This is a genomic window from Candidatus Avelusimicrobium sp., from assembly GCF_056976295.1.
Genome location: NZ_DBMCTG010000001.1, coordinates 43,499 through 65,863, shown reverse-complemented (window position 1 = coordinate 65,863; position 22,365 = coordinate 43,499). Strand labels below are relative to the sequence as shown.

Below are 22,365 nucleotides of genomic sequence, written 5' to 3'. Positions count from 1 at the left end.
TGGGCCCCCAAATAGCATTTAAAAATGGGAATTATTATTTTATTGGGGGTTTTGTTTGGCGGGCTAGTGTTTTTGCTGTTTGGTATGGCGGTTCTTGCCAGTTTAGCACAAAAGGCAAAACAGCAAAGGCCGGTGGCGTTCTCCAACCGGTTCAGTAAATTAACCCAAAACGGACACAGCCCTGATGATAGGAAGTTTTCCTCCCCGGCGGATAGTTCTTATATGCCCCAACGGTTAGGGGCGGAATTTAACTGGGAACGGGGCAGTTTTGTAAATGCCGGCTTTAACAAAGATTGTATGGTGGCAGATGTAAAAACGGTTCCTGTGTTGCATTATTATCTTTACACTGTTCGGGGGCGCGAAATTACCTTCTTCCCGCATAAAGGTGTACGCTCCGGCTGGGTGGATGAGTATTAAAGGGAGGATAGTATGATAGCATTCTTTATTGTAGTAGGACTTACAGTTATTTGTTTTGGTGGTTTGTTCTTGATGGCCTGGTTCAGTGGGAAATTTAGCGGGCCAACAATGGGGGGCAGATTTGCCGCTAGAACTTCCAGAGAAATTGAGCAGTTGATTTTTGGATATATCATTGCTGCCCTTATTGGTATTGCTTCGTTCTTTATCTTGCCTTTCTTGGCGGGTATCGGTATGGCTGGTAAATACTAAGGAGTGATATGAGAAAAGTTATTAGAAAAACCTTGAATATTTTGTATGCCCTGGCCGGCTTTGTAAAAATTGGGAGTTGGAAATAGCAGAAATATGACCCCTAACGAACCGGTGGTAGTGTGTTCCCATAGTATGGTTGCGTTGTGCTTCCCGGATGGCTATTTAATTTTAACGGAGAGTATAGATGATGCCCGTACGATGTGTGCTGATTTGGGCCTAAGGCAAGAGCCTTATTGGTGGTCTTTGGTTAAAACATATGAAAGCAAAGCACAGGCTGAAAAATGCGTGGCTGAGGTGCTGCGCTTTTTGGGCCCGTGCGGGTTGCCCTTGGTGCATTTGGCCCAAAATTCAAAAGGACAATGGCAAGTAACGTATGACGGGTTTATCTCGTCTTTGTAAATAAAATATGAACAACAAATTACCTGATTATTATAAGATTTTAGGCGTTGACCGTTTGGCGGATGATAAAGAAATTGAGCGCGCTTTTAGACAAAAAGCGATGCAGTGCCACCCAGATAGATTTTCCGACCCAAAGGAAAAAATACAGAAAACCAAAGAGTTTCAAACAATTAATGAAGCCTATACACTGCTTTCTAAATATTCCGAACGGAAAAAGTACGACGCTGACTTGGAACGCCAAGAAGCGGAAGAACAGGACCGCTGGGAAAGAGAGCGCCAGGAAAAGGAAGCGCGCGAGCGCCGAGAGAGGGGGAATCAAGCCCAAAATCAAGGGCCTTTTTCTGGATTTGACTATAATGGCTTTTGGTTTGAAACAATTAAGTATAGATATAGATATGAGTCGGCTTCTATTGGGGAGATAAAACGGCGAAATGCTTCCACTTCGCCCGAGGATGATGCGCGAATAAAGAGAGTTTTGAAGCCGTTTGGAGAAGGTGGTTCTTTTTTTGATGCCACGAGTCCTATTGGAGAAGCAAGTATGACTATTCGCATGACAGGCAAGGAGTTGAACTGCGAGTTCTTGTTTACAAAAAATGGGGCCTATCACTACTATTGGAAGGGAACATTCCAAATGAGAGGATTTACAGGCTGCGCTGCTCGCTCTATGGAAGAGGATTTCAAATCGGCGACGAATAACGCCTACAATGCCGCTATGGATTGGGCGACCGAAATTGTACAAAACGGACACCCAGCGCCAGCAGAGCCCGAGGATGACGAATGGGACGAGGACGAGCCGGAATCGTATGACGAGGTAGCCCCCGCGGCGAATTCCTATGACTATGCGGGGGATATTGAAAACGAAAAAAAGTACCCCATAGTAGAGGCTTGGGAGGGGGTAGGGGTCATAGGGATTGGCACAGTTCCGCTCTTGTTTTTTTCCGTGGTTAGTTTTGGGGGAGGGCTAACAATGTTAGGGGCGATTTTTTTACTCCTTGCTATCCTTTGGGGAGGATTTGGTTTTTTTGCAGGTCAAATTTGTGGCACTTTTGATTACTTCAAAAAAACAAAGCCAAAACCGACACCCGCTAAGCCAAACCCTACACCCGCCAAACCACAACCGGCCAAGAAATCCCCTGTTGAAGAGGGCCCCGACAGCGAAGGACGGTTGGTATTGGTATTTATCGGATTAGTAATGTTGTTGATGTTCGTGATTTTTATACAAATCATCTAATGTTTCATTTTTTATAAGTTTTTTGTTTGCCAAGGGTATATATTTTTGTGCCCTTGGCTATTTTTTCCCTCATTAATGCTCACATCTGTCAGATGTGGAACTTTCTCCTAAAACAAAAAATACTTATTAAATAGGGGTTTTTAAAAGTTTGGCACAGGATTTTCCAACATACTATATATAGTGTGGCAAAAAAGAATCATTTGCCGCGTGGACTAATAACAATGCGCGCCTTGCCGTAAACATTAACCACAATATGACTATGTTTTGCGCGGGTTTTAAGCCCGTTGGGGCGCTTTTGTCTCTAAAATCACCCACAATATAGGAGAAATTATGAGCCTTACACAACTTGCAGCAGGCAAATATTTAATTGATTGGCGGGATAGCCTTGGTAAACGGCACCGAAAAAAGGTATCCGGCAGTAAAAAATATGCACAAGAAGTAGAACTTATAGTAAAGCAAAAGCGGGAAAATGAAATTCTTTCCCGGAAAATAGTAAAGATAACTTTTAATGAGTTGGCTGATTATTATGGGCGGGCTCATAGCGGGCAAACTAGGGCCGCCCAATGGACGATAAACCTGTTAAAGGCTCATTTTGGCAGTATGCAAATGCACCATATAACGGGGGGCCATTTGCAACACTATTATAATAACTTATTGCAAACGCATAAATCGGCTACTTGCAACCGCTATTTTGCCGTTTTGGGGGCCATTATTAATTATGCCATACGGCAAGACAAATGGAACGGGCGGAACCCTTGTTTGGCTGTTCATAAAAAAACGGAAAAACCAGTCCAACTGGCCACGTGGAGCGAACAAGAACTAAATGCGTTGCTGAAAGGGGCGCAGCCGGGTATTAGGCAGGTAGTGTTATGTGCTTATCATTCTGGGATGAGCCGGAGCGAAATTTTTGCTTTGCATTGGGAAAATGTGGATATGAAAGAAGGGTATATCCATATCCTTACCTCCCCAAGCGGTAAACCCCGCCTTGTTCCAATGAGTAAACGCCTTAAAAAAGTTTTTATTGATATGGGGCCAAAACCCAGCGGCCCTGTTGTTCAAATAACCTTACGGGCGTTTGAATGCGCTTTCAAACGATTAAAAGCAAAAAAGAAGTTATCCCATTTAAAATTCCGTGATTTACGGCATACCTTTGCTACTAATTTCCGTATGCGCAACGGTGATTTGGCGGCTTTACAGGGCCTTTTAGGCCATACCAGCCTGCGGATGACAAACCGTTATGCCCATATTAACCCAGAGGAACTAAAAAAAGCCATTTCGTGTATGGATGATTAACGTTTATTAAGAGAGTGACCTGGGGGTAATATGCCCCGGCAGGCAAAAACACCACCTGCCGGGGCTATAAGGTAAAGTATGGGGGCCTATGCCCGTAAAATTCTTTACTTCTTGTTAGTTGTTCTATCGTGGAAGATATGTGCATCTACCAAGCGTTTGAAAATTTTTCCGCGCTGTTCAAAATCCTTAAATTGGTCAAAACTGGAACACGCGGGCGACAGCAACACCACATCACCCTTTGCCGCGCCGGACATAGCCGTTTCTACCGCCTTTTCCAAGGTGCCGCAGCGCATCAGCGGAAAGGCCCCGTGCAACTCCCGTTCAATTTTATCCATTGCTTCGCCGATTATCAGGACGCGCTTGCAATAATCTTTTAAATATGGGAGTAATACCTCGTAAGAGGCCCCCTTATCTCGCCCGCCTAAAATCAGCCACAGATTTTGTGTTTTTTCAAAACTTTTAAGGGCTGTAATGGTGGAATCCAAATTGGTGGCCTTGGAATCGTTTACATACACCACGCCGCGGTGGTACGCAAATTGTTCAATGCGGTGTTCCATCGCTTCAAACTTATCAAAAACCGCTTGAATTGTTTTTGCGGGCACTCCGGCAGACAAAGCCATTAACGCGGCGGCCATTGCATTTTCCACATTGTGAATCCCTTTTAAATGCGGGGGGCGGATTTGGTGGCCCTCGCTGAAAATCAGTTCGTCTCCGTCAAAAAACACGTCTGTTTTAAGTAAATGTTTGGGATGTGTGGAAAATGCCAACACCTTGGATTTTGCTTTTTCCACCAGTTCCACACAAACGGTATCGGCGCCGTTTACCACCAACACATCGGCGGCGCGTTGGTTTTTAAACACCTTGGCCTTGGCTTTGATGTAATTTTTCATCCCGCCGTGGTGGTCCAAATGGTCTGGTGTTACGTTTAAAATGCAGGCAAAATTCGGGCGGAAATAGGTGCTGTCCTCCAATTGGTAACTGGATACTTCAATTACCACATCATCACCTTTTTTTACTTGTCCCGCGCAGAGCGAAACCGGGCTACCGATATTGCCGCAGACAAAAACTTGGCGTCCTTTATTTTCGCGTTGGGCTTGCAGTTTTAGAATTTCGCCCAGCAGCGCGGTCGTGGTTGTTTTTCCGTTTGTGCCTGTTACCGCAAACACACGCACCCCCTTGGGCATAAAGGCAAGTGCGGTTTCCAGTTCGCTAAATACGGGAATGCCCAGTTTTTTGGCTTCCAACAAAGCGGGGGATTTAGGAAAAATGCCTGGGCTTTTTATCCAAAAATTACATTGAAAGAGGGCTGATGAGTGCCCGCCTGTTTCCACGCGCACCCCTTTGGGAAGCGCAAAAGCCTCCGCGTGGGCCATAGGGGCATCCTCGCTGATGAGTACGTCAAAGCCGTTTTTCGCAAGCAAGGTGGCCACGGCGCGCCCGCTTTTTCCCAAGCCTAAAACACCCGCGCGGTTGCCGGATAATTTTTCTCTCTTAAACATTTCTTTTTCTCCCGTGCAAAAAGGCGCGGACGGTTTCCTGGTCGGAAAAGTGATTTTTTTTCGTGCCGATAATTTGGTAATCCTCGTGCCCTTTCCCTGCAATAATTACGATATCATTTTTTTGTGCAGATGATAATGCCCGGCGGATCGCTTCGGCGCGGTCAGGCACTAATTCGTAATTACCGGCTCCTTTCATTCCTTGCAAAATATCGTTAAAAATTTTTTTCGGTTCTTCACAACGAGGGTTGTCGTTTGTTAAAAAAACATAATCTGCGCGCGTGCAAGCCGTATGCCCCATTAACGGACGCTTGGTGCGGTCCCGCTGGCCGCCACAGCCAAAGACGACAACCGTGCGCCCTTTTTTAAAAGGGGCAACCGTATCCAAAGCGCGGTTTAATGATTCGTCCGTATAGGCAAAGTCCACAAAGGCAAAAAAGTCTTGGCCTTCGTCTATGCGTTCCATACGGCCCGGCACACCGGGCAAGGCGGCAAGTCCTTGTCTAATGGTTTTTTCGTCTATGCCATTGGCGCGGGCCGCCGCATAAGCGGCCAAGGCATTATACACATTGTGCCGCCCTAATAAGCGGATTTGCAGCGGGGACCCATTTACATAAAACGAGGTTCCCTCCAAACTTTCGCAAATGTCTGTGGCCTTCAAGTCGGCTTCTTTTTCCAGCCCAAACGTAATCACATTCACGCGGCCCTTTAATAAATTTATCAAGCGTTTGCCGTATGGGTCATCCGCGTTAATGATAGCGGTGCGGTTGGGTTTTGGATTGGCGGGGTCAGCCAAGTTTTCAAACAGTTTTTGCTTGGCTAAAAAATAATTTTCAAAGGTGTGGTGATAGTCCAAATGGTCGCGTTGTAAATTGGTAAAAACAGCCGTATCGTACCAAATGTGCTTAACACGCTGTTGGTCCAATGCGTGGGAGGAGACCTCCATTACCACATTTTGGCATCCGTCCTCTTTCATTTGCGCGAGCAGGTTAAAAAGGGGAATAGCCGCCGGCGTCGTGTTGGGGGCCGCGCAAAGCACTTTTCCGTCCATGCGGTAGTTAACTGTGCCCAGTACGCCCACTTTTCGCCCGGCACAAGTTAAAATAGATTCCAGCAAATACGCAATAGAAGTCTTGCCCTTGGTCCCTGTAATGCCAATCATTTGCATTGTATTTGACGGCTTGCCGTAAAATTCATAGGCGGCATCCGCCATATCGCGGTCAATATCCGCAGATTGTAAATAAGGGGCAAGGCAATGTTCCGGTCGGGGTTGGGCGGATACTACCATTACGGCACCCCGGCGGACGGCCTCATTAATAAACTGGTTACCGTCTGCATTGGCGCCTTTTAAGGCAAAAAAAATGCTTCCCGGGTGAACCTCTTGCGAGCGGAACGTAAGCCCGGTGATGTGCAAGCCTAATCGGGTGGCTTCTGATAATACAATGCTGGACATATAAGATATGGTATCAAATTGCTAGAATATAGAAAATGAAAAAAACGACCCGCTATTTTGAAACCTTATATACCCGATACAACAAACGCAGTTTGTGTAACCCCGACCCGTTGCAATTTTTGTATGATTATCCCGCCGTGCGCGAGCGGGAAATTGCCGCGTTGGTGGCGGCTTGTTTTGCATACGGGAACGTCAAGCAGATTATTAAAACGGTAAGTTGGGTGTTAAACGCGGCAGGCTCTTCCCCTCGGCAGTTTGCGTTGTCTGCCACTCCCGATAAACTGGCCCGTATTTTTAAGGGCTTTAAATACCGTTTTACTGCGGAACAAGAAATTATTTCCTTTTGGCTGGCTGTTAAAACTATTTTGCAGAAATATGGTTCGCTGGAAGATTGTTTTTTGGCTTATTATACCCCGGCGGACGAAACGGTACTCCCCGCGTTAAAAGGTTTTGCGCGGGAACTGCGCCGCGGGTGTGATTTGCACTCCCTGGTGCCGGACCCGGATAAAAAGAGTGCGCTTAAACGGTTGAATTTATTTTTGCGTTGGATGGTGCGCAAGGATGAGGTGGACCCCGGAGGCTGGGCGAAAATAAGCCCCGCACAACTGCTTGTGCCGCTAGACGTGCATATGCACCGCATCGCCCAAAAACTGGGCCTTACCAAGCGAAATGCGGCGGATATTACCGCCGTGTTGGAAATTTCCGCCGCGCTCAAAAAGTATTGCCCGCACGACCCTATCAAATACGATTTTTGCTTAACGCGCTTTGGCATTCGCGACGATATGAGTTATGACGATTTGTGAGCGGGCTTGCCAAATAATTTTTCCAACTCGGCCGCCATTAAGGCCAAGTGGCTTTTAATTTTCGGCTGTTTGCTTTCTAATAGCGGCAGCAAGGTGGCGCGTACCCAGTTGCGCGTGTAAACATCATCAAAATTCGTTTGGTCCGTAATGTGGGTAAGCCTATTATTTTGCAGATATTCTTCGGTTTCTTGCCGGGTGATGCACATCAGCGGACGGACGATTTCCACCCCTTTGGCAAGCGGGCGTTGTACGGGAATTCCCATTAACCCCTTGGCTTTTGTTCCCCGCAGTAAATTCAGCAAAATGGTTTCGGCCTGGTCATCTAATTGGTGGCCGAGGGCCAGTTTGTTAGCACCCCATTTGCGCGCTATTTTGAGCAAAGCCGTATAGCGGGCTTTGCGCGCGCCGTGCTCCGGACTTAAATTAAATTGTTCTGCGGTTTGCCGTGCATTTACTTGGATGGAGAAAAACTCAATGTCTAACTGCCCGCATAAATTGCGGCAAAAAAGTTCATCGGCTTTTGCCGCCGGCCCGCGCAACCCGTGGTTGACGTGCACGGCCGCCAGAGAAAAATGTTTCTCCTTGGCCAGGTATTGTAAAAAATGAAGCAGACAAACAGAGTCCGCCCCGCCGGAAAGACCTACTAAAACGCTGTCCCCGCGGCTGATTAACCGTGCGGCGAAAGTACGCATTTTAGGGAGGACGGAAGCATTAAAACTCTTTTTTGTCATATAAAAAGTATAATAAATAATAAGGCTAATGGGAAAATACTGATATGAAAAAAAGAATTTTAATTGTAGAAGACGAAGCAAGCATTATAGATTTGCTTACCTTGATTCTTGCGCGCGAAGGCTATGAAATCCACTCTTGCCAGACCGGGCGCGATGCTATTGCCACGATGAAGAAGGTCCACCCGCATTTGGTGATTTTGGACGTGATGCTGCCCGGGTTAGACGGGGCGAGCATTGTTAAAATTATGGGGGAAGACGAAGCCCTGTCCTCTACGCCCGTAATTGTAACTTCGGCGCTTGTGGAATCGGAAAAAATGTTCTTGCCTTATCCGCAGGTAAAAGGTTTCTGCTCTAAGCCCTTCGTGCTGACGGAATTTATTGCCAAAGTGAAGCAGGCCTTGGGCGATTAAGTTTTGTACCCATAAAAAAGCCGTCCGTTAAAAAACGGGCGGCTTTTTTTGTGCACCTAAATTTAGCGGGCAGAGCGGGTCCAGTAAGAATACTCCTTCCAAAAGTTTTCCAAAAGTTCATCTAAAAATAATTCTTTGCTCGTTTCCGTGCAGATGAGTTGCTTTAAACTTACTTCCGTTTTTTTGCGCGAAGCAGGCAACGGATTATTTAAGTGAATACCCGCACCGAGCAGGGCCCAGTCCTCCGTGTCGGTGTGCAAGGCTTGCACCAACACTCCGGCAATTTTTTTCCATTTGTGCGCGTTTTTATCCCACGCCAGTACATCTCCTTCATTTGTGGCTTTGGTTTTGATTTCAAAAATAGCAGTTAAGGTATGTGCGATAACCCCGGCCATTTTTGCACCCAAAGAGGGAAAAGCGTCTTCGGATTTATTGGGGCGAAGCAGGAGCGTAAAATATACGCCTCCTTCGGCGGAGTAAAAGGGTTGTCCGTCGCGGCCGAAGGCTTCGGTTTGTTCGCACGCTAAAACGAGCGTGCCTTCTGGCTCGCCTTTTAGCGCGAGTTCGGCGGCCAAGGCCTGCGTGCTGTCCACGCGTTCCAGGCCGATTACTTTGGTAACGGATTGCAAAGGAAAAATTGTTTCTGCCATAAATATATTTTACCAATTTCCCTGCGCGAAAGAAAAAACAGTCCTTACTTTTTCTTGGAGGGTGCTTTTACACTCATTTGGCGCAATTCATATAATCGGTCGCGCAGTTCGGCGGCCAGTTCAAAGTTAAGCGCCTCGGCGGCTTGCAGCATTTGCTGTTCAATATCTTTTTCCACCGATTTTAAGTTTTTAAGCGTGGGCGTCGGCAAGGTGTCGCTCAAAATACCAAATGCGCTTGATTTGGTTTGCTGTTCAAATTCCTTTAATTCCACTTCTGTTTTTTGGATAGTTTTGGGCGTAATATGATGCTCTTTATTGTACGCCTCTTGTAAGGCACGGCGGCGGTTCATTTCGTTGAGGGCATATTTAATGGAATCTGTTTTGCGGTCTGCATATAAAACCACTTCTCCGTCTGCGTTGCGCGCGGCACGGCCAGAAATTTGAATAAGCGTCGTGGTGTTGCGTAAAAAGCCTTCGTTATCCGCGCCCAAAATCGCGACGAAGCCCACTTGCGGAATATCAATCCCTTCGCGCAACAGGTTAATCCCGACGAGTACGTCAAATTTTCCTTGGCGGAAATCTTTTAAAATTTCCACGCGGTCCAGGGCCTCAATATCGGAGTGTAAGTAGCGCGTTTTGATGTTTTTTTCGGTAAAATACGCGCTTAAATCTTCGGCAGTTTTTTTGGTAAGGGCCAAAACCAGCGTGCGTTCGCCGCGGGCTTTATGCTCATTAATTTTTTCTACCAAGTGGTCAATTTGTCCCGCCGTAGGGTGCATATATACTTTGGGGTCCAAAAGCCCTGTCGGGCGGATGACCTGCTCCACAATGTTATTTCCGCAAACCGTCAGTTCATACGGGCCCGGCGTGGCGGATACAAAAATGGTGGAGGGAAGCAGTTTTTCAAATTCGTCAAATTTTAGCGGGCGGTTATCCAAGGCCGACGGCAAGCGGAAGCCGAAATCCACCAACATTTGTTTGCGTGCCCGGTCGCCGTTGAACATTCCGCGCACTTGCGGCAGGGAAACGTGTGATTCGTCCACCATCATCAAAAAATCGTCATATTTTTTAAAGTAATCCAGCAGACAAGCCGGGCGTTCGCCGGGTTTTCGGCCGTCAATATAGCGGGAATAGTTTTCAATACCGGGGCAGAATCCGGCCTGTTGGAGCATTTCCAAATCGTATTCGGTGCGCTGTTTTAGGCGGTAGGCTTCCAATTCTTTTCCCATTTTTAACAGTTCCGCGTGGCGTAAGTCCAAGTCCCGGCGGATGTTATCAATCGCGCTTTGTGTATCCTCGTCCGTTGCCACAAAGTGCTTGGCCGGGTAAATCCAGGCCTCGTCTAATTCTGCCAAAACATTACCTGTAATGGGGTGAATTTCGTAAATATGCGCGATGGTTTTGCCCGCTATTTCCACGCGCAGGGCATTTTGGCTGTATGGGGTCATAATGTCCGTAAACGGTCCGCGCATACGGAAATTGCCCGAAGTAAATTCCATTTCGTCGCGGTGGTACTGAATTTTAATCAAACGGCCCGATAGTTGGGAGCGGGTCATTTCCGCGCCCTTTTTTACATAAATGCGCATTTCCCTAAAACTATCCGGTGAGCCGATGTTGTAAATACACGAAACAGATGCTACCACAATAACATCTTTGCGGGTTAAAAGCGAGGTGGTAGCCTTTAAGCGCAGTTTATCAATATGTTCGTTGACGGCGGAGTCTTTTTCAATATAAGTATCTGTTTGCGGAATATAGGCTTCGGGTTGGTAATAATCGTAATAAGAAATAAAATATTCTACGGCGTTTTCGGGGAAGAATTGTTTAAACTCGCCGTATAACTGGGCGGCCAGCACTTTATTGGGCGACAAAATAAGCGTCGGGCGGTTTAGCCGCGTAATGACATTGGCCATTGTAAAGGTTTTGCCCGAGCCGGTTACGCCCAGCAGCGTTTGGCGTGTTTTGCCTGCCAAAATGTTGTTTGTCAAGGCATCAATGGCCTTGGGTTGGTCGCCCGCCGGCTTAAATTTAGAAACGAGTTTAAACTTGTCCATACAAGTATTGTACCTATTCTGGCAGACATAAAAAAGGGCGGCTGTTAAGCCGCCCGGAAAAGAGCAGATAATTGATTACGACGCGGAAGAAATGTCTCCTAAAAAGTGTGCATCTAACACACCGGGGAGCAGTTGGCCCACGCCGTCAATCATAAACTGCATAGCAATAGAACACAAAATCATACCCATAAAGCGGATGACAATCTGCGTGCCGTTGTGGCCGATTTTAGTAAACAAGTAACGCGAAGCCACCAACACCGCGCCTACGGCCGCCGCGCAGAGGAATAGCACGACAATCATCATAACAGCCATAGGGAACGAGTTGATTTTTTCGGCATACAACATGACCGTAGCGATAGAGCCGGGCCCGATAAAAAGCGGCATTCCAACGGGAACGACGATGTGGCTTAAACGGTCGCGTGCACGGTCAAAGGTGCTGCCTTGCGCAGGGGCGGCCTCCAAGCCGTTGCGTTCAAATTTAGATTTACCCTGTAACATACGCAAGCCTACGCCCAACAAAATAATAGAACCGGCCAAGCGGAAGGCGGGAATCGTAATACCGAACACGCTCAAAATTTTGCTGCCGAAGATAAAGAAAATCGTCAGCATAATGAAAATGGACAAGGCCATTAACAGTGCAACCGCACGTTGTACCTTCGGTTCGTCATTTTCCACGTGTTCCAGAAAAATCGGCATATTGCCGATGGGGTTCAAAATAGCCAGCGTAGCGATAAGCGCGTTTACCAGCAAACTCCAATCCATAGTGTGTTGTAAGCACTCCTTTTAAATGAAAATTGCCTGCCTAAAAGCAGACATTTTATCCTTAATAATAGTATATAAAATAAAGTGAGCCCTCACAGCAGAAAGTTTATTTTGCGGGGGAAAAAATAAATACTTTTCAAACCGGGCGGGAAATTGTTATAATAAATATACAAGATTTCGGGCAGTTGGCGCAGCGGTAGCGCGTTCGCCTCACACGCGAAAGGTCACAGGTTCAAATCCTGTACTGCCCACCATTTAGAAAATACCCCCGGCAAATGGGGGTATTTTTTTGCTGTTTGAAAATGAAAATTAAAAAGGCGCTCTATGCAGGGCGCCTTTTACCTATCCAAAATAATAGTAAATTACGGAATAACGATTCGGCAATCAAAGCCCGTCATTTTGCCCCAAGTTTCCGCTTGGGCGGGAGCGCCCTCCCAAAGAAACATCCGTTTGTCTCCCGTTTTTGTAAAAGCAGGGTGAGCCGTTTCCCAAATATTGGGAAGCAGGGAAAATGTTTTTTCGGCATCTTTTTCGGCTATCAGTTCTACTACTAATGGCTTTTCATTGGCAAAAAATTTCGGCAAAGAGGTAGGCATTGCCCAAGAAGTATGCGCCATACCCCCATAATAAATAAACAACGCATCGGGGTTTTCTTGGCGGATTTTTTCCATTTGGGTCTGCATCGTCCGGGCGAAGCCTTTGTTCCTTTCCGCCAAACCGTTGACGGTGGAAATAATACCTTGTGCAGATTCCTTTTGCGCTACTACCGCATCTTCAACCGGATAAATTTCCACGCCTGCCTCCGATAAGATAGAAAACATTTCTTTAAATTGCAGGGATTCATCCTCCACTAGCCGGGCGTTTGGGGTTTCCTTTTCGGTAAAATTGATAGGGCTTTCCACTCCCTCGGTCCCACGTCTGTAATACTGGTACGGGAAAACGCTTTCCCCTTCTATTGGCTTTAAATAGGCGGCTTCGGAAAATACGACAATTTTCCGGTTTGGATGAAAGGCTTTAAATTCCTTTATCAGGTTGGCAAACTCAATCCGTGGCGGAAGATTTCCGTGAATCTCCCCGACAAAAGCCACATTGGTTTCGGACAGTTTTTTATAAAATCTAAAACCGATTTCTCTGTCCGTAATTTCCTGCAACAGATTTTTCCCCAAGTTGGGTTGTTGTTGTATCCAAGTAAATTTAAGCGTCAGATTTTTGCGAATCAAGGCTTCCGTATCGGCGCTTAAACCGCGCATATGTGCGTTCATTTTTGGCGGCAAATTAAAATTTGGCACCGGCACCGCAGGAACATTTGTTTTTAAACTGTTTAAAAACTTTTGGTTTAATCTGTAAGTTTGCGCCCAGCCTTGGGAAGCCAACGAATATTTGCTGATATCCGCGCCTTTAATTCTGGGGTGGACTTTGGACGCAGGGGTTTTGATTCTTTTGACGAATTTCGCCCGTTGGGCGCGCACAGGAGTATTTAAAGAAAGGAGTAAGGAAAGGCATAGTAAGATACCTGTTATCTTTTGCATAAATGGCTCCTGTAAGGTATATCTTTCTTATATTATACAGAACTTCCAAAGCCCTGCAAGGGCCAAAAGGCCCAAACAACATTAGGTCTTGGGTGCAGACGGGCGCGCGGTATGCTATACTAAAAAAAGAGGAATTTATGATTAAAGATTCGTTACAGCGTTTTACGCCTATTAATACCGTTTGTCTGATGATTCTTGCCGCTTCGGCGGCCACGTGGGTACTTGTCTATACCCGCGCAATGTTAATGCCGTTTATTATTGCGGTGTTTATTTATATGGTAGCCAGTACCTTGGCCGGGTGGCTCAAACAAAAATGGAACGTTCCCTACGGGCTGGGGCTGGGTATCAGCGGTACAGCCTTTTTGGCGGTTATTACGCTGACGGTACTTTTTATTTCCGGCTCTATTGAAAGTTTTGTAAACGGGGCTGATATATACACCGAGCGCCTAAATGATACGTTAGATTGGCTCCTGGTCCGTTCGCAGAAATACGGTATTAATTTAAATGCGCAGTTTTTGGCCGATACTGTGGCTAAACTGCCTGTGTTTACAATGGTTAAAAGCGTGGGCGGAACTGTCGTGTCCATTTTAACAAACCTAATGTTGATTATCTTGTTTGTTATCTTTTTGTTTATGGGCAAAGCCTCCGAAAACAAACCCGCGTTAGTGGGGTCTATCCAAAAACAAATTTCTTTTTATTTACTGATTAAAATCTTTGTTTCGATCTTGGCGGCGGGGTGCACTTGGATTGTGCTGGCGTCTATTAAAACGGAATTGGCCTCTATGCTTGCCGTGCTTACCTTTATTTTAAATTTTATTCCCAACATTGGGCCTTTTGTTTCTACGGTCTTGCCGTTGCCGGTGCTGTTTTTGCAATACGGGTTTGATTGGCATATTTTGCTGGCGCTTATTTTGCTGACGGCGGTGCATTTTGTAGTAGGGAATATTTTGGAAACCAAGTGGTTGGGAAAAGGTATGGATTTAGATCCCATTGTGGTAATTGCCTGCTTAATTTTTTGGGCGCTCGTGTGGGGGATAATGGGTGCGTTGCTTGCTGTGCCGATAACGGCTATGCTTAAAATGGTATTTGAAGAAAGCCCCGTAACCAAACCGTTAGCCGATATTTTAGGCGGAAAATACTCCTTTAAATAACTATGAAAAAAACTCCTTGGACCTATATCCCCTCGCTCTATTTAGCCGAGGGCTTGCCGTACATTATCATCAACACGGTTTCTACCGTGCTGTATGCCGATTTGGGTTTTTCCAACGACAAAATAGCCTTTTGGACTGGCTGGCTGTATCTGCCTTGGATACTCAAAATGTTTTGGAGCCCCTTGGTAGATGCCAAAAGCACCAAGCGCCGCTGGCTTTTGGGTGCACAAACCGTTTTGGCGGGACTTTTTTTGCTGTTGGCCGGCCTTACCGCGTGGGAGGCTTTCCGTTTTGCACAGGGCAATAGCAGTTTAACTTTTTTTACCTTATCATTATTCGGTTTTTTGGCGGGGGCTTTTGTATCGGCTACGCTAGATATTGCCACCGACGGCTATTATCTGTTGGCTTTAACTCCGCAAGAGCAATCCCGCTTTGTGGGTATCCGTACCATTTTTTACCGTTTGGCAATGATTTTGGGAAGCGGAGCATTAGTTTCCGCTACGGCTTCGTTAGGGAATAAAACACCGGGAACTTCGTGGAATCTGGTGGCTTGGCCGTATAACTGGGCGGTAATGTTCGGCTTTTTAGGAGTTATGTTTTTAGGATTTGCTTTCTACCACGCGTGGGTTTTGCCTAAACCCGGACAAGACAAACCCGTCCAAAAAAACGGCGCAACGGCGTGGGCCGATTCCTTTAAAACGTATTTCACGCAAAAAAATATCGTCTATATTTTGTTGTTTATTTTGCTATACCGTTTAGGAGATGCGCTCTTGGAAAAAATGGTTCCGCTCTTTTTGCTGAAACCCGCGGCGGAAGGTGCGCTGGGTATGAGCGTTCAAAACTATGGCTTAATTAAGGGTACCCTGGGGCTGGGAGCCGTAGTGGCGGGAAATCTGGCGGGCGGGTGGCTGCTTGGCCGGTTTGGCTTTAAAAAATGTATCTGGCCGTTTGCAGTTATCCTGATTTTGCCCAATTTCTTTTATGCTTATATGGCGTGGGCGAAACCGGGGCTTGCGGCGGTGGCAACGCTGATTACGTTGGAACATTTGGGAAATGGTCTGGCGATGATGGCATTTAGCGTATTTATTATGTATGTGTCGCAGGGAGTGTATAAAACTTCGCATTACGCTATTTCCACTGGAATTATGGCACTTGGGATGATGGTGCCTTCTATGCTTTCCGGCTGGCTGCAAATGCGGCTTGGGTACGAAATGTTTTTTATAGTGGCCAGTTTTATCAGTTTGGTTACGGTAGCCGTAGTGCCGCTGACGTTTAAAATTAAATCTATTGAGGAAACGGAAGCCGCGTTCCGCGCGCACAAGCACTCGTTGGAGGATGCCCAATGAAAACAGTGAACTTGAACCAAATAGCAACCGAAACACGCAACCCCAACACATTGGATTTGGATAAACTTTCACCGCGCCAAATTGCTAAAAAAATCAATGATGAAGATTTTAATGCCGCCCGCGCCGTAAAAGCGGCCAATAAAGAAATTGCCGCCATTATGCTTTTGGCCGCCGGGGCTTATGCGCATAAACATAAAATTATTTTCATTGGGGCGGGCACCAGCGGCCGTTTGGGAATTTTGGAAGCGGTGGAGTGCGTGCCTACTTTTGGGACAAAACCCTCGCAAATTATTGGTTTAATTGCGGGAGGGAAAAAGGCCGTTTTCCGCTCGCAAGAGGGCGCAGAGGACGACGAAAAACAAGGCGCAAAGGAAATTTTAAAGGCGGCTAAAAAGGACGACTTGGTTATCGGCCTGACGGCCAGCGGACGCACGCCTTATGTAATGGGGGCCTTACAAGCCGCGCGCAAATTGGGCGCGCGCACGGCTCTTATTTCGTGCAACCCGAACGCTGTCTGCGCGGATGCCGGCGTACACGCCGCTTTGCCCACCGGGCCGGAAGCCTTGTGCGGCTCTACCCGTATGAAAGCGGGCACGGCTACCAAAATGGCTTTAAACGCCATCACCACCGGCGCAATGACCTTGTGCGGGAAAACATACGGCAACCTGATGATTGATGTCCAGCCAACCAACGAAAAACTCGTCGCCCGCGCGGTGCGGCTTATCTGCACGGTGGCGCAGACGGACGAAAGAACGGCTCGCAGATTATTATCGGCTTCGGGCAAAAATGTAAAAACGGCTATTGTAATGCACCGCAAGAAAGTCCAGGCTCCAAAAGCCAAAAAAATGCTCCAAGCCAAGAACGGTTTTTTAACGAAGGTGCTTGATGCGTAAAATTGTCCTGGGCCTAATGAGCGGCACAAGTGCGGACGGGTTGACCGTTTGCGCGGTGCAAATCCGCCCGTTTAAAGTGCTTCATTTTAAAAATTATGCCTATCCCGCCGCCTTACAGCACCGGTTGCTGACGGCTTTTTCACTTCGTGCGGCAGAACTGTCTGCACTTCATTTTGAACTGGGATATTTATATGCTAAAACAGTGTGTAAATTTTTAAAAGATTTTTCTCTCTCCGCCCGGGAAATAGAGGTTGTCGGTTCGCACGGGCAAACCGTTTACCACGGCCCGCACGACAAAACTCCCAACACCCTGCAAATTGGTGAGCCCTCTTTTTTGTCCGCCCAAATCGGGTGCCCGGTGGTGAGTGATTTTCGCCCGATGGATATCGCTCTTGGCGGAGAGGGCGCGCCTTTAATTCCTTTTTTTGACGAATATTTTTGGGGAAAGAAATCCGCTAAAATTTTGCTTAATGTGGGCGGTATTTCAAATTTTTCCGTAGTGGGAAAAAAGGTTAAAACGCTTGGGTTTGATGTTGGCCCGGGCAATACATTGATAGATTTGGCCTGTCAGACATTTTTTAAAAAACCGTTTGATAAAAACGGCACCCTTGCCGCCAAGGGCATACCGGATAAAGAATTGGTTGCCCGTTTGCTTACGCAGCCGTATTTTTCACAAAAGCCTCCAAAGAGTTTGGATAAAAATGCTTTCGGAGAGGTTTACCTAAAAAAATATTTTTTAAATGACTTTAAAAAGCCGCACGATTTATTGGCTACGCTCACTTGGTTTACGGCGGCCGCTGTGGCGAAGGCCATTGCCGATTTTGCGCCGCCTGCACACCAAAAGGAAGTAATTGTTTCTGGCGGCGGATGCTATAACAAGACCTTGCTTGTATATTTGCAGACTCTTTTGCCGCAAATAAAAGTAACGACTTCTTTGTCCTATGGTATTGACCCGCAAGCCAAGGAAAGTGCGGCCTTTGCGCTGTTTGCCTGGTTGGCCTTGCACCGCAAAATTAATCATTGTGCGGCGGCCACAGGCGCAAAGCGCGCGGCTGTTTTAGGGAAAATCACTTTATGCAAATAAACCGTTTAGTCCATCCCGGCTTTTGGTTCGGGAAAACAAAAGTAGAGGACGCTTTAAAATTGGCCCGCTTGGGTGTGGGCGGTTTTTGTTTTTATGGCGGCACACGCAAACAAGTGGCGGAATTAACCCGCGCTTTGCGTGCGCAATCTCCTTTACCAAAAATTTTAATTTCGGCAGATTACGAGGACGGCCTGGGCCGTTGGCTGCCGGATGCGGAACTTTTGCCCTCTAACCTGGCCTTGGGAGCCGCCGACAATACAGATTTGGCCTTTGAAAAGGGGATTTTGACCGCCCGTCAGGCCAAAAGTTTGGGGGTGGATTGGGTTTTTGCTCCCGTTTTAGATTTGGCGGATTGTCCGCAAAACCCGATTGTAAATACGCGCTCTTTTGGGGCAGACCCGCAGTTGGTTACCCGCTTGGCGCGCGCTTTTATAAACGGTCTGGCCAAAGGGGGGGCATTAAACAGTATAAAACACTTCCCCGGCCACGGCAACACGTCCACCGATTCCCATATGGCGATGCCTACGGTATCTTCGTCTACGGAACATTTGCAAATGCACGAACTTTATCCGTTCAAAGAATTGTTGTCGCTGGCAGACAGCGTAATGGTGGGGCATTTATTGGTGCCCGCGTTGGACAAAAACAGCCCGGCCTCTCTTTCCGCAAAAATTATCGGCGGCTTACTGAAAACCCAACTGGGTTATAAAGGCTGTGTGGTAACGGATGCGCTTTCTATGAAGGCCTTGGGTGATGAAAAACAGGCCGCCTTGGCCGCTTTTAAGGCCGGTGCGCATATTTTGCTGGTGCCGGAAAAGCCATTTGAACTGCTTGAATTTTTGCACCAAGTGATGCTTGATAAAACATTGTTGGACGAAGCCGAACAGCAGCAGGAAAGGCTTTGCAGACGTGCCGGTTTCATCTCTGCCCCCACAGCGGAAGATGCTTTTCAAGAGACGGATTTTGCAGAACGTGTCGCAAAACAGGCGCTCGTCTGCCAGGGCCCAAGGGTTACGCTTTGTCCGGGGCAAAAAGTGCAAGTCATAGAAGTCGGCAACGACGAAAACCTATCGTCTGAACCATTTATCCAAACTTTACGGCAGGGCGGTATATCCTTGGCACAACCGGGGGAAAAAGCGGATGTGTTAGTGGTGTTGTGCTGGCGGAGGTATCAAGCCTTTAAAGGTAAAATAGCACTAGACCCAAGCGAAATAAACAAGGTGCAGACTGAACTAAAAAACTATCCGGCTCATATACTTATCACACTTGCAAACCCGTGGGCGGCCCGGCAATTAAACTCGCAAAGTACGCTGTTCACGTTTAGCCCCGCGCCGTCTTTTCAGCGGGCGGCGGCGAAATGCCTGCTAGGCAAATTTGAACCCACCGGGCATTTGCCGATTGCTCTATAAACTAAAAGCCCGTCAGAGTGACGGGCTTTTAGTTTAATATTCAATTTTATCAGTTTTTTTGTTCCATTGTTCAAACGGCTCGGCTTTGTTGGAAAGGTCTATGCAATAAGTTTTTAGCGAGCGTTTGTCCAGCGGTAACACGACTTCCTTGTAAATAAAGGCATCATCAAAGCCGTATTTCGCCGCCGTAAAACGGTTTGCCGCAAAATACAGCGCCTTGGGGCGGGCCCAATAAATAGCGCCCAAGCACATTGGGCACGGCTCGCAAGAGGAATAAATAATGCAATCCGTCAATTCAAAAGAACCTAACTTTTTACAGGCTTTGCGGATAGCATCTACTTCGGCGTGGCGGGTTGGGTCGTTGGTAGAAGTTACCTGGTTGCAGCCGCGGGCGATAATTTTCCCGTCTTTTACAATGACTGCACCGAACGGACCGCCCTTGCCCGAGTTCATACCTTTCCCGGCCATTTTAACGGCTTCCTTCAAAAAACGTTGGTGTTGTTTTAATTCTGCTTGTTCCATAATCGTGTCCTCCACAGCGCTTTTTTATTATATCTAAATTTTAAGCGTAATGGTTTTATTTCTTTGCGCGGGTGTGTGTTTATCCCCACTGTAAGCAAAGCGTGCAAAAGCACCTAAGCAGGCTTTTTTATCTTTATAATAAAAACAGTACGAGGCATCGTCCTTGCCGGAGCCGGAATATCCCTCGTTCGTCCAGCGGCGGCCCTCCCGGGTGTCGTGTTCTCCCCAGTTGATTTGGACGGTTACGGGACCAAAGGAAATTTTGTCTCCGGGCCAGGCGTTTTCAAACGGACGGATAAAGCGCGTGGCCGGGAAGCGGTTGGAAAATTCCGGCGGGATAGGTTTATCTGTAAAAAGCAGGATGGCGTCCGGTTGTTTGACACCTGTTTTAAAAAGAGATGCTTGTAATTTATCGGGGGCCAGTTCGCTTCCCGCTAAAAAGGCCTTGCCGTTTTTGGTACGGATTAAGGCTCCGCTTTTATTCCACTCGTTTAATAAATAAATTTGTATATCCGGCGCAAAAAAATATTCCGTTAGCGGTGCAACTAAAACGAGCCCCAAACACGGCAGACAGATTTTGCGTGCAAATTTTTTAAGCGGTAAATTAAATACCCAAAACAGTCCGGCATAATATGCAATAATGGTGCCCGCACCCCAAGCCGCCACCGGCAGGGCGGACATTTTAAACGAGGCAAAATAAACCACCAAGGTTTTAAACAGCCACAGGGCTCCATACGTTACTCCGTGCAGAAGCCATCCTAAATGCAGCAAACTGCACACATAATACGCAAACGAAAGGCCCATAAGTACCGAGGCCAGCGGTACTAAAAGCATATTGGAAATAAGCCCTGTTACTGATCCTTTATAAAACACATTGGTAAATTCGGGCAAGAGAGCCAGTTGGGTGGAAAGCGTAGCCAAAAAGATTTGCGTGAAAAAGCGCAGGGTTTTTGGCCATTTGCCGGGGATTTTGTAATTATTCAAGCAAATAATAATAGCGAGTGTGGCCAAAAAAGACATTTGAAAACCTGTTTCAAATACGGAAGCAGGCTGAAAAATTAAAATTATAAAGCACGAAACCAGCAACCCTTGGAATACCCCGCTGTTTCGTCCTAAAAAATAACCTGTGCAGGCGCAAATTGTCATAAAATATGCACGCACCAACGGGGCATCTGCCCCGGCAATCAGCGTGTAAACATCCGCCACGCCAAGCGCAAGGAGCAACATCTTTTTCCGGCTTAGCCCGAACCACGAACAAACCGCCAGCGTAAGGAGCGTAACAAACCCTACATTGCCGCCCGAGGCCACGAGCAGGTGTATGGCACCGCTGTCTTGAAATGCGCTGTAAAGCGCTGGGTCCTGTTCCCCGCGTTCCCCTAACAATATGCCCCCGGCAATAGAGGCCAAATCAGCCGGGAAATCATTTTTAAATACGCGCAAAATATCCGCGCGCAAACTTCTTATTAGTTTCCACGGCCAGGGTGCCGGGCGCACGACGGATACAGAAGTTCCTTTGATTTCGGTAAAAATATTTTTAGAAGATAAATAACGGCGCCAATCAAAATTCCCCAATAAATCAAGACCGTAGGGCTGTTGCAGACGGCCTGAAATTTCTAAAACATCTTTCCATTTGGGAGTGAAATTCGGCAGGCGGGCATAAATTTGGCCTTCCGCTTTTTGTCCGTTTACGCAGAACACCTTGATAACGGCATTTTGGGAGTTTTTCTTTGGTACAGCAAAACTCTCCACCCGCCCGATGAGTGTAACTTCTTTTTGTGGCAGAAATCGGAAAACATCCTGCCCGGAAGGGGCAGGATGGTAAAAGAACGCTAGTCCGGCAATTAAAGCCGCCAAACACCACAAAAGCGGCCTTTTGTAGATATCCGGGTGCATTAGAGTTTGGTGCGGGCTTTTAAAGAGTATCCAAGCGTCATTTCGTCAATGTAGTCAATATCTCCGCCCAACGGAACCCCATAGCCGATACGTGTTACTTGCCCGACAAGGCCGCGAAGTAAATCTGCTAAATACAGGGCCGTGGTTTCGCCCTCGCTGTCCGGGTCCGTAGCAATGATTACCTCGCGCACCGGGGTTTCGGTGTGCTGTACGCGCTCTAATAATTCGCGTACTTTTACTTGGTCCGCGCCGCGCCCTTCCATTGGCGAAATGGCTCCGTGCAAAACGTGGTAAACCCCTTTAAAAGCACCTGTTTTTTCAATGGATTCAATATCCTGCGGGTCCTCTACCACGCAAATCACCCCGTGGTCGCGATCTTGGTCGCGGCAAATGGGACAAAGGCCGTCCTCGCTGTATGCAAAGCATGCCGGGCAGAGTTTAACATCTTGCTTAACCGACAAAAGGGCATTGATAAATTCTTCCGTTTCGCCTTGCGAAGCACGCAAAAAATAAGCCGAAAAGCGTTCCGCTTGCCGCGGTCCTACCCCCGGCAAACGGCGTAATGCACGGATAAAACGGTCTAAACTTTTCATAAC

22 protein-coding genes and 1 tRNA gene are annotated in these 22,365 nt (G+C 47.1%); 13 read left to right on the top strand and 10 right to left on the bottom strand.

The genetic code is table 11. From position 1 onward, the window contains the following. Window positions 1–24 precede the first annotated feature (24 nt). The 5 genes from ACZOTW_RS00275 to ACZOTW_RS00255 all read left to right on the top strand — a co-directional run bounded on the left by ACZOTW_RS00275 (window position 25) and on the right by ACZOTW_RS00255 (window position 3,589). Window positions 25–417, top strand: a complete 393-nt coding sequence (locus ACZOTW_RS00275; protein WP_483997169.1) for a hypothetical protein — start codon at window positions 25–27, stop codon at window positions 415–417. A gap of 12 nt (window positions 418–429) precedes the next feature. Next, a complete protein-coding gene (locus ACZOTW_RS00270) occupies window positions 430–666 on the top strand; it encodes a hypothetical protein (RefSeq protein ID WP_483997168.1) in 237 nt (78 codons plus the stop codon). Between the two features lie 93 nt (window positions 667–759). After that, window positions 760–1,065, top strand: a complete 306-nt coding sequence (locus ACZOTW_RS00265; protein ID WP_483997167.1) for a hypothetical protein — start codon at window positions 760–762, stop codon at window positions 1,063–1,065. A 7-nt stretch (window positions 1,066–1,072) separates the two neighbouring features. After that, entirely contained in the window at window positions 1,073–2,296 is a 1,224-nt protein-coding gene (locus ACZOTW_RS00260) for a J domain-containing protein (protein WP_483997166.1), read from the top strand. Between the two features lie 330 nt (window positions 2,297–2,626). Further along, window positions 2,627–3,589, top strand: coding sequence for a tyrosine-type recombinase/integrase (locus ACZOTW_RS00255; RefSeq protein ID WP_483997165.1), 963 nt, complete (start codon window positions 2,627–2,629; stop codon window positions 3,587–3,589). 104 nt (window positions 3,590–3,693) lie between these two features. On the opposite strand, the gene murD is transcribed toward ACZOTW_RS00255, so the two are convergent. Beyond that, a complete protein-coding gene (gene murD, locus ACZOTW_RS00250; protein WP_483997164.1) occupies window positions 3,694–5,088 on the bottom strand; it encodes a UDP-N-acetylmuramoyl-L-alanine--D-glutamate ligase in 1,395 nt (464 codons plus the stop codon). Further along, a complete protein-coding gene (locus ACZOTW_RS00245; protein WP_483997163.1) occupies window positions 5,081–6,538 on the bottom strand; it encodes a UDP-N-acetylmuramoyl-L-alanyl-D-glutamate--2,6-diaminopimelate ligase in 1,458 nt (485 codons plus the stop codon). Before ACZOTW_RS00245 ends, murD begins: the two co-directional genes overlap by 8 nt. Before the next feature lie 35 nt (window positions 6,539–6,573). Here ACZOTW_RS00245 and ACZOTW_RS00240 point away from each other — a divergent pair, with 35 nt between their 5' ends. Further along, window positions 6,574–7,341: a TIGR02757 family protein gene (locus ACZOTW_RS00240; protein ID WP_483997162.1), complete on the top strand. Its 768-nt coding sequence runs from the start codon at window positions 6,574–6,576 to the stop codon at window positions 7,339–7,341. Here ACZOTW_RS00240 and tilS read toward each other — a convergent pair. After that, complete coding sequence (gene tilS, locus ACZOTW_RS00235) at window positions 7,326–8,072, bottom strand: tRNA lysidine(34) synthetase TilS (RefSeq protein ID WP_483997161.1); 747 nt, start codon at window positions 8,070–8,072, stop codon at window positions 7,326–7,328. The two genes, ACZOTW_RS00240 and tilS, sit on opposite strands and share 16 nt — an antisense overlap. 44 nt (window positions 8,073–8,116) lie before the next feature. Here tilS and ACZOTW_RS00230 point away from each other — a divergent pair, with 44 nt between their 5' ends. Next, window positions 8,117–8,482, top strand: a complete 366-nt coding sequence (locus ACZOTW_RS00230; protein WP_428040660.1) for a response regulator transcription factor — start codon at window positions 8,117–8,119, stop codon at window positions 8,480–8,482. Window positions 8,483–8,544: 62 nt separating this feature from the next. Here ACZOTW_RS00230 and ACZOTW_RS00225 read toward each other — a convergent pair whose 3' ends face one another. The 3 genes from ACZOTW_RS00225 to ACZOTW_RS00215 all read right to left on the bottom strand — a co-directional run bounded on the left by ACZOTW_RS00225 (window position 8,545) and on the right by ACZOTW_RS00215 (window position 11,945). After that, window positions 8,545–9,132 carry a biotin--[acetyl-CoA-carboxylase] ligase gene (locus ACZOTW_RS00225; RefSeq protein ID WP_483997160.1) on the bottom strand — a complete coding sequence of 196 codons (588 nt, stop codon included), beginning with the start codon at window positions 9,130–9,132 and terminating at the stop codon, window positions 8,545–8,547. A 44-nt stretch (window positions 9,133–9,176) separates the two neighbouring features. Continuing rightward, window positions 9,177–11,183: an excinuclease ABC subunit UvrB gene (gene uvrB / locus ACZOTW_RS00220; RefSeq protein WP_428038010.1), complete on the bottom strand. Its 2,007-nt coding sequence runs from the start codon at window positions 11,181–11,183 to the stop codon at window positions 9,177–9,179. A gap of 75 nt (window positions 11,184–11,258) precedes the next feature. Continuing rightward, window positions 11,259–11,945 carry a MarC family protein gene (locus tag ACZOTW_RS00215; protein ID WP_177747402.1) on the bottom strand — a complete coding sequence of 229 codons (687 nt, stop codon included), beginning with the start codon at window positions 11,943–11,945 and terminating at the stop codon, window positions 11,259–11,261. A gap of 179 nt (window positions 11,946–12,124) precedes the next feature. Here ACZOTW_RS00215 and ACZOTW_RS00210 point away from each other — a divergent pair. Then, a tRNA-Val gene (locus tag ACZOTW_RS00210) sits at window positions 12,125–12,199 on the top strand. Window positions 12,200–12,307: 108 nt separating this feature from the next. On the opposite strand, the gene ACZOTW_RS00205 is transcribed toward ACZOTW_RS00210, so the two are convergent. Then, window positions 12,308–13,474 carry a hypothetical protein gene (locus tag ACZOTW_RS00205; RefSeq protein ID WP_483997159.1) on the bottom strand — a complete coding sequence of 389 codons (1,167 nt, stop codon included), beginning with the start codon at window positions 13,472–13,474 and terminating at the stop codon, window positions 12,308–12,310. Window positions 13,475–13,611: 137 nt separating this feature from the next. On the opposite strand from ACZOTW_RS00205, the gene ACZOTW_RS00200 reads away from it, so the two are divergent. The 5 genes from ACZOTW_RS00200 to ACZOTW_RS00180 are packed head-to-tail and all read left to right on the top strand — an operon-like array spanning window position 13,612 to window position 19,354. Next, window positions 13,612–14,625, top strand: coding sequence for an AI-2E family transporter (locus ACZOTW_RS00200; protein ID WP_428038012.1), 1,014 nt, complete (start codon window positions 13,612–13,614; stop codon window positions 14,623–14,625). A 2-nt stretch (window positions 14,626–14,627) separates the two neighbouring features. Further along, window positions 14,628–15,971, top strand: coding sequence for an MFS transporter (locus tag ACZOTW_RS00195; RefSeq protein ID WP_177747413.1), 1,344 nt, complete (start codon window positions 14,628–14,630; stop codon window positions 15,969–15,971). Continuing rightward, window positions 15,968–16,864, top strand: a complete 897-nt coding sequence (gene murQ, locus ACZOTW_RS00190) for an N-acetylmuramic acid 6-phosphate etherase (protein WP_483997158.1) — start codon at window positions 15,968–15,970, stop codon at window positions 16,862–16,864. Before ACZOTW_RS00195 ends, murQ begins: the two co-directional genes overlap by 4 nt. Next, entirely contained in the window at window positions 16,857–17,948 is a 1,092-nt protein-coding gene (locus ACZOTW_RS00185; RefSeq protein WP_483997157.1) for an anhydro-N-acetylmuramic acid kinase, read from the top strand. The genes murQ and ACZOTW_RS00185 overlap by 8 nt, the downstream gene beginning before the upstream one ends. Further along, window positions 17,939–19,354 (top strand): glycoside hydrolase family 3 N-terminal domain-containing protein, encoded by a 1,416-nt coding sequence (locus ACZOTW_RS00180; protein WP_483997156.1) that lies wholly within the window; start codon window positions 17,939–17,941, stop codon window positions 19,352–19,354. Before ACZOTW_RS00185 ends, ACZOTW_RS00180 begins: the two co-directional genes overlap by 10 nt. Window positions 19,355–19,387: 33 nt before the next feature. On the opposite strand, the gene ACZOTW_RS00175 is transcribed toward ACZOTW_RS00180, so the two are convergent. From ACZOTW_RS00175 to recR, 3 genes are read right to left on the bottom strand one after another with little or no spacing between them, the layout of a single operon-like run. After that, window positions 19,388–19,876, bottom strand: coding sequence for a nucleoside deaminase (locus ACZOTW_RS00175; protein ID WP_177747423.1), 489 nt, complete (start codon window positions 19,874–19,876; stop codon window positions 19,388–19,390). A gap of 33 nt (window positions 19,877–19,909) precedes the next feature. After that, entirely contained in the window at window positions 19,910–21,769 is a 1,860-nt protein-coding gene (locus ACZOTW_RS00170; RefSeq protein ID WP_483997155.1) for a ComEC/Rec2 family competence protein, read from the bottom strand. Continuing rightward, window positions 21,769–22,362 (bottom strand): recombination mediator RecR, encoded by a 594-nt coding sequence (gene recR, locus ACZOTW_RS00165; protein ID WP_428041454.1) that lies wholly within the window; start codon window positions 22,360–22,362, stop codon window positions 21,769–21,771. The genes ACZOTW_RS00170 and recR overlap by 1 nt, the downstream gene beginning before the upstream one ends. Window positions 22,363–22,365: the final 3 nt, after the last annotated feature.